This is a genomic window from Pelomonas aquatica, from assembly GCF_026712205.1.
GTDB lineage: Bacteria > Pseudomonadota > Gammaproteobacteria > Burkholderiales > Burkholderiaceae_C > Pelomonas > Pelomonas aquatica.
The window spans coordinates 62,390-69,488 of the sequence record NZ_JAPPUW010000023.1; the positions used below are offsets into that span (position 1 = coordinate 62,390).

8 protein-coding genes are annotated in these 7,099 nt (G+C 69.7%); 7 read left to right on the plus strand and 1 reads right to left on the minus strand.

Features of this window, described 5'->3' with window-relative positions:
- Positions 1–7: 7 nt before the first annotated feature.
- From NYP07_RS20125 to dut, 6 genes are read left to right on the plus strand one after another with little or no spacing between them, the layout of a single operon-like run.
- On the plus strand, positions 8–844 hold the full coding sequence (locus tag NYP07_RS20125) for a purine-nucleoside phosphorylase (protein WP_268153522.1): 837 nt from the start codon (positions 8–10) through the stop codon (positions 842–844).
- On the plus strand, positions 841–1,605 hold the full coding sequence (gene deoC, locus NYP07_RS20130; protein ID WP_268153523.1) for a deoxyribose-phosphate aldolase: 765 nt from the start codon (positions 841–843) through the stop codon (positions 1,603–1,605). The genes NYP07_RS20125 and deoC overlap by 4 nt, the downstream gene beginning before the upstream one ends.
- A gap of 2 nt (positions 1,606–1,607) precedes the next feature.
- Positions 1,608–2,918 carry a thymidine phosphorylase gene (gene deoA / locus NYP07_RS20135; protein ID WP_268153524.1) on the plus strand — a complete coding sequence of 437 codons (1,311 nt, stop codon included), beginning with the start codon at positions 1,608–1,610 and terminating at the stop codon, positions 2,916–2,918.
- Positions 2,918–3,604, plus strand: coding sequence for a tRNA (guanosine(46)-N7)-methyltransferase TrmB (gene trmB / locus NYP07_RS20140; RefSeq protein WP_268153525.1), 687 nt, complete (start codon positions 2,918–2,920; stop codon positions 3,602–3,604). The genes deoA and trmB overlap by 1 nt, the downstream gene beginning before the upstream one ends.
- Complete coding sequence (gene coaBC, locus NYP07_RS20145; RefSeq protein ID WP_268153526.1) at positions 3,604–4,809, plus strand: bifunctional phosphopantothenoylcysteine decarboxylase/phosphopantothenate--cysteine ligase CoaBC; 1,206 nt, start codon at positions 3,604–3,606, stop codon at positions 4,807–4,809. The genes trmB and coaBC overlap by 1 nt, the downstream gene beginning before the upstream one ends.
- Positions 4,809–5,258 (plus strand): dUTP diphosphatase, encoded by a 450-nt coding sequence (gene dut, locus NYP07_RS20150; RefSeq protein ID WP_268153527.1) that lies wholly within the window; start codon positions 4,809–4,811, stop codon positions 5,256–5,258. The genes coaBC and dut overlap by 1 nt, the downstream gene beginning before the upstream one ends.
- Positions 5,259–5,310: 52 nt before the next feature.
- Here the strand turns inward: dut and NYP07_RS20155 are convergent, their stop codons facing one another.
- Entirely contained in the window at positions 5,311–5,829 is a 519-nt protein-coding gene (locus NYP07_RS20155; RefSeq protein WP_268153528.1) for an FKBP-type peptidyl-prolyl cis-trans isomerase, read from the minus strand.
- 40 nt (positions 5,830–5,869) lie between these two features.
- Here NYP07_RS20155 and NYP07_RS20160 point away from each other — a divergent pair, with 40 nt between their 5' ends.
- Positions 5,870–6,985: a ribosomal protein uL16 3-hydroxylase gene (locus NYP07_RS20160; protein ID WP_268153529.1), complete on the plus strand. Its 1,116-nt coding sequence runs from the start codon at positions 5,870–5,872 to the stop codon at positions 6,983–6,985.
- Positions 6,986–7,099: the final 114 nt, after the last annotated feature.

Consider the following 7,099-nt stretch of genomic DNA (forward strand, 5'->3'; position numbering starts at 1 on the left):
GTTCCTCATGATCGATCACAACAAGCTCGACGTCGCGGTCACCGCGAGCGTCGAGAAGCTGCAATCCCTGTTCGGCACCGCCCCCGAGGTCGCCGTCGTGCTCGGCTCCGGCTGGGCCGGCGCGGTCAGCCATGTGCGGGACGCGAAGAACCTGTCCTATGCCGAGCTGCCGGCCTTCCCGCAGCCCAAGGTCGAAGGCCACGTCAACGAGATCGTCGTCGGCAAGATCGGCGCGCAGCGCGTCATCTTCCTGCGTGGCCGCGCCCACACCTACGAGAGCGGCGAATGCACCGGCATGGCCGGCGCGCTGCGTACGCTGAAGCGCTGGGGCGTCAGGGTTCTCGTGCAGACCAACGCCTCCGGCTCGCTGCGCGGCCATATGCCGCCCGGCAGCCTGATGCTGATCGCCGACCACATCAATGCGCCGCAGCGCAGCCCGCTGGTGGGCGAGCAGGGCAGCCAGCGCTTCGTCGACATGGTCAACGCCTACGACGCCGAACTGCGCAAGCATGCGCTGGCGCTGGCCAAGCGCGAGAACCTGATGCTGGGCGAGGGCACCTATTGCTGGGCGCTGGGCCCGCAGTTCGAGACGCCGGCCGAGATCCGCATGTTCGCGGCCTGGGGTGCCGACGCCGTCGGCATGAGCACCGTGCCCGAGACCATCCTGGCCCGCCACGCCGGCCTCAAGGTCATGGGCATTGCGCTGATGACCAATATGGCCGCCGGCCTGTCGGCCGAGGCGCTGACACACGACCTGACGCTGAAACAGGCGCAGATGTCCGGTGAGCGCGCCTCCGCCTTCCTGGCCGCGCTGGTCGCCAGCCTCAAGGAAGTGGCGCTGTGAACGCCGACCTGAAGGCCGCCGCCCGCACGGCGCTGGCCTGCCTGGACCTGACCAGCTTGAACGATGCGGACACGCCCGCCGACATCGACGCGCTGTGCCGGCGCGCCCGCACGGCCCATGGTGATGTCGCCGCCGTCTGCGTCTGGCCGCGCTTCGTCGCCCAGGCGCGTGCGGCGCTGCCGGCCTCCATCAAGGTCGCCGCCGTCGCCAACTTCCCCGACGGTGCGCTCGACGTGCAGCGCGCTCTGGCCGACATCGCCGCGATCGCGCAGGCCGGCGGCGACGAGGTCGATGTCGTGCTGCCCCACCGCGCGCTGCTGGCCGACCAGTCCACCGAGGTCGCCGAGTTCCTGTCCGAGGTCCGCTTCGCCAGCCGTCCGCTGACGTTGAAGGTCATCATCGAATCGGGCGAACTCGGCACGACCGAGCGCATCGCCCAGGCCACGCGCATGGCCCTGGCCGCCGGTGCCGACTTCGTGAAGACCAGCACCGGCAAGACCCAGGTCGGCGCCACGCCCGCCGCCGCCGCGGTGATGCTGAAGGAGATTGCCGCCAGCGGCCTGCCCGCCGCCGGCTTCAAGGCCTCGGGTGGCGTGCGCTCCGTGGCGGACGCGGCCGGCTACATCGCGCAGGCCGAGGCCGCGCTGGGCGCCGGCGCGCTGAACCCGCAGCGCCTGCGCTTCGGCGCAAGCGGCCTGCTGACCGACATCGAATCCGTTCTCTCCGGCGCCGACTCGGTCGCGTCGACCGCCGCTTACTGACCATGCTTGCCCAAGAAATCATCCGCGCCAAGCGCGACGGCCAGGCGCTCGACGAAGCGCAGATCAATCACTTCGTCCGCGGCCTCGTCGACAACTCCTGGAGCGAAGGCCAGGTGGCCGCCCTCGGCATGGCCGTGTTCCTGCGCGGCATGGGCCGCGACGAAGCCGTGCTGCTGACCCGCGCGATGATGAATTCCGGCCGCGTGATGCGCTGGCCCGACATGCCCGGCCCCGTGCTCGACAAGCACAGCAGCGGCGGCGTGGGCGACAAGGTCAGCCTGATGCTGGCGCCGATGGTCGCGGCCTGCGGCGGCTATGTGCCGATGATCGCCGGCCGCGGCCTGGGCCACACCGGCGGCACGGTCGACAAGCTCGAAGCCATCCCGGGCTACACGACCACGCCCGACCCTTTGAGGTTCGACCAGATCGTGCGTTCGCTCGGCTGCGCCATCATCGGCCAGACCGCCGACCTGGCTCCCGCCGACAAGCGTTTTTACGCGACGCGCGACGTGACGGCCACGGTGGAGAGCGTGCCGCTGATCACCGCCAGCATCCTGTCCAAGAAGCTGGCCGCCGGCCTCGAAGGCCTGGCCATGGACATCAAGTGCGGCAATGGTGCCTTTGCGTCCACGCCCGAGTTCGCGAAGGAGCTGGCCGAGAGCATCGTCGCGGTCGCCGGCGGCGCGGGCCTGAAGACGCGCGCCCTGATCACCGACATGAACCAGATCCTGGGCACCGATGTCGGCAACTCGCTGGAAGTCATCGAGACCATCCGCTATCTGAAGGGCGAGCACCGCGAGCCGCGCCTGCACGAAGTGACGCTGGCGCTGTGCGCGGAGATGCTGGTGCTGGGCGGCCTGGCCGCCGATACGGCTGCCGCCCGCGTGAAGCTGCAGGCCGCGCTGAACTCCGGCGCCGCCGCCGAGAAGTTCGCCAAGATGGTCGTAGCCCTGGGCGGTCCGGCCGACCTGATGGAGCGTCCCGAGGCCTACCTGACCGCAGCACCCGTCGTGAAGCCCGTGGCCGCGCCGCATGCCGGCGTCATCACGACCATGTCCACACGAGACCTGGGCGTGGCCATCGTCGAGCTCGGTGGCGGCCGCCGCAAGGCCGGCGACGCCATCGACATGCGCGTCGGCTTTTCCGACGTGAAGCCGCTCGGCACGCGAGTGGCGGCCGGCGAGCCGCTGGCGCTGATCCACGCGGCCGATGCCGCCGCGGCGGACCGCGCCATCGCGTCCTACCTCGCCGCCTGCACGCTGGGCGAAGCGGATGTGGCGGCGACGCCCATGGTCATGGCCGAGGTCGGCTGATGGATGACAAGGATCAGCCGCCGCGCCGCGCGATCAAGAGCTTCGTCACGCGCGCCGGCCGCATGGGCACGGGCCAGATCAAGGCCCTGGCCGAGCTGGGCCCGAAGTTCGTGCTGCCCTACAAGGCCGAGCGCATCGATGCTGAAGCCATCTTCGGCCGCAAGGCCCCGTTGGTGCTGGAGATCGGCTTCGGCATGGGCGGCGCCACCGCCGAGATCGCGGCCACGCTGCCGGATCATGACTTCATGGGCTGCGAGGTGCACGAGCCCGGCGTTGGCGCGCTGCTGAAGCTCATCGACGAGAAGCAGCTGAGCAACATCCGCATCGTCCAGCACGATGCGGTGGAAGTGCTGCGCGACATGATCGGCACCGAGCTACTTGCCGGTGTGCACATCTTCTTCCCCGACCCCTGGCACAAGAAGCGCCACAACAAGCGCCGTTTGATCCAGCCCGAGTTCGTCGCCAAGCTGGTGCAGCACCTGGCGCCAGGGGGCTACCTGCACTGCGCGACCGACTGGCAGCCCTATGCCGAGCAGATGCTTGAAGTGCTGTCGGCCGAGCCCCATCTCCTGAACACCGCGGCCGGCTATGCTGACAAGCCCGCCTACCGCCCCCTGACCAAGTTCGAGAACCGCGGCATCAAGCTCGGACATGGCGTGTGGGACCTGGTGTTCAGGAAACGCTGATGACGACAAGCCCACTGCACGGCAAACACATCCTCCTCGCCATGACCGGCGGCATCGCCGGCTACAAGATCGCTGAGCTGACGCGCCTGTTCGTGAAAGGCGGCGCGACCGTGCAGGTGATGATGACCGAGGCCGCCGAGCAGTTCGTCACCGCGGTGACGATGCAGGCGCTGTCTGGCCGTCCGGTCTACACCAGCCAATGGGACGCGCGGCCCGACAACAACATGGCACACATCAACCTCAGCCGCGAGGCCGATGTGATGCTGGTGGCACCGGCCAGCGCAGACGCCATCGCCGCGCTGGCGCAGGGCAGGGCGGACGACCTCGTCAGCCTGACCGCGCTGGCCCGCCGCATCCATGAGTGCCCGCTGTTGGTCGTGCCGGCGATGAACCGCGAGATGTGGGCCCACCCGGCCACGCAGCGCAACGTGGCGCAGATCCGGGCCGACGGTGCGACCGTCATCGGCCCCGCCAATGGCGACCAGGCCTGCGGCGAGATCGGCGACGGGCGCATGCTCGAAGCACAAGAAATTTTCGATGACGTCGAGGCCTTCCTCGCACCCAAGCCGCTGCGCGGCAAGAAGCTGCTGATCACCGCCGGCCCGACCTTCGAGCCCATCGACCCGGTGCGCGGCATCAGCAACCACAGCAGCGGCAAGATGGGCTTCGCCATCGCGCGCGCCGCGGCCGAGGCGGGCGCCGAGGTCACGCTGGTGGCCGGCCCGGTGCATCTGCCGACGCCGCGCGGCGTGCAGCGCATTGACGTGCAATCTGCGCAGCAGATGTTCGACGCCGTGCTGCCGCTGGCCGCGCACCAGCACGCCTTCATCGCGACCGCCGCCGTCGCCGACTGGCGGCCCGCGCAGACGCACGAGCACAAGCTGAAGAAGGCCGAAGGCGGCGCGACGGCGCCGACCCTCGCGATGGCCGAGAACCCCGACATCCTCGCGGCCGTCGCCAGGCTGCCCCAGCCGCCCTATTGCGTCGGCTTCGCGGCCGAAAGCGAAAAGCTCGCCGAGCACGCCGACGCCAAGCGCCGCCGCAAGGGCATCCCGCTCATCGTCGCCAACCTGGGACCGGCCACCTTCGGCCGCGACGACAACGCGCTGCTGCTCATCGACGAGCAGGGTCAGCGCGAGCTGCCCCGCGCAGACAAGCTCAGCCTCGCGCGCGAGCTGATCCAAGAACTCTCCCAACGACTCTGATGCACGCTATCGATTTGCAAGTGCTCGACGCCCGCATGGCCGAGCAGATCCCCGCCTACGCCACGCCCGGCAGCGCCGGCCTCGACCTGCGCGCCTGCCTGGACGAAGCGATCACGCTGGCGCCCGGCCAGACGACGCTGATCCCGACGGGCCTGGCCATCCACATCGCCGACCCGGGCCTCGCCGCCATCATCCTGCCGCGCTCGGGCCTGGGCCACAAGCATGGCATCGTGCTGGGTAATCTTGTCGGCCTGATCGACAGCGACTACCAGGGCCAGCTGATGGTCAGCTGCTGGAACCGCGGCCAGGCCGAGTTCGTCATCCAGCCCTTCGAGCGCATCGCTCAGCTGGTCATCGTGCCGGTCGTGCAGGCCACGTTCCGCCGCGTCGACAGCTTCGATGCGTCCGACCGCGGCGCGGGTGGTTTCGGTTCCACCGGCAAGGCATGATTTCCTGAGTCAGTTGGGGACAGAGCTCGCTTGCGCCCGGTCTGTCCCGCAATCAATGAAGCTGCTCGTCCGGAGGCGCGCCGGTCTGCACCATGAAGATGGGCTCGCCGACCGAGCCGGCCTGGGTCTCTTCCTCGGTCGCCGGGCGCACGTCCACCAGCTTCAGGTGCATGCGCAGGCCGATGCCGGCCAGCGGATGGTTGCCGTCGAGCACGACGTGCTCCGGGTAGACCTCGGTGACCGTGTAGACGGCGTCGGGCATGCCTTCGGTGACGGCGCCTTCGGGCAGGCCTTCGAACTGCATGCCGGGCTCGACGTCGGCCGGGAACAGGCCGCGCGCCTCGAAGCAGACGAGGCCGGAGTCGTAGTCGCCGAAGGCTTCCTCGGGCTGCAGCGCGAGGTCGGTCTCGAAGCCGACCTCCTGGCCCTCCAGCGCGGCCTCGACCTTGGCGAAGAGGTCGTCGCCCCCGACAAGGAATTCCATCGGTTCGGCCAGCTCGTCGATGAGCTGGCCCTGGGCATCGTCGAGTCTCCAGCGCAGGGAGACGACACAGGGGCGGGTCACTTGCATGGGCCGGATTTTCGCATGCGGCCCTCGGCACAATGCCCGCATGCAGATCGACCTCCCGACCCCCATGCTCGCCGGCCTCAGCCCGGCCCAGTTCATGCGCCGGCACTGGCAGAAGAAGCCGCTGCTGGTGCGCCAGGCCTTTGCCGACGCAACGCCGCCAGCCACGCTGAAGGAGCTGGCCGCGCTGGCCGCGCGCGACGATGTCGAAAGCCGCCTCGTCACCGCCTTCGACGGCAAGTGGAAACTCAAGCACGGCCCCATCGCGCGCCTGCCAGCGATGAGCAAACCCGGCTGGACGCTGCTGGTGCAGGGCCTGGAGCAGCAGCTCGACGAGGCGCGCGCGCTGATGGACCTGTTCCGCTTCGTGCCCGATGCGCGGCTGGATGACCTGATGCTGTCGGTGGCCAGCGATGGGGGCGGAGTCGGCCCGCATTTCGATTCCTACGACGTCTTCCTGATCCAGTTCGCCGGCCGGCGCCGCTGGCGCATCGCGCCGCAGAAGGACGCCGTGCTGCGCGACGACGTGCCGCTGAAGATCATCGCCAACTTCAAGCCCGAGCAGGACTTCGTGCTGGAGGCGGGCGACATGCTCTACCTGCCGCCCGGCTGGGCGCACGACGGCGTCGCGGTCGGCGCGGGCTGCATGACGGGCTCGGTGGGCTTTCGCGCGTCGACCGCCGAGTCCCTGGCGGCCGAGCTGTTGCCGCGCCTGCTGGACGACATCGACGACGCCGGCAGGCTCTACGCCGACCCGCGCCAGGAGGCATCGACCGAGCCGGCCCGCATGCCGGCGGCGCTGCTGGACTTCGCGCGCCGTGCGGTCGAGGCTGCCGTGCAGCGCCCACGGGCGTTGGAGCGGGCGCTGGGCGAGGCACTGACCGAGCCCAAGGCCAATGTCTGGTTCGAGCCCGGCGACGTGCTGCCACCGGGGCAGGGCGCCCGGCTCGACCGGCGCAGCCGCATGCTCTACGACGCGGTCCATGTCTTCCTGAACGGCGAGAGCTTTCGTGCCGCAGGCCGCGACGCCGCGCTGATGCACCGCCTGGCCGATGGCCGCGAGCTGGGCGCGGCCGACGTTGCACGCCTGTCGACCGGCGCGCGCGAACTGCTCGATCAGTGGACCGAGGACGGCTGGCTGCAGCCGCTGGTTGTATGAGACATCCAGTGTCAACCCCCGCCAGAAGAAGTGGCTTTGAGGGCGGACAGATGAAGGCTGGCGTCGTAAGTCTTGCGATCGGTCCAGGCGCGCCAGAGCACGCGCAACCAGGCC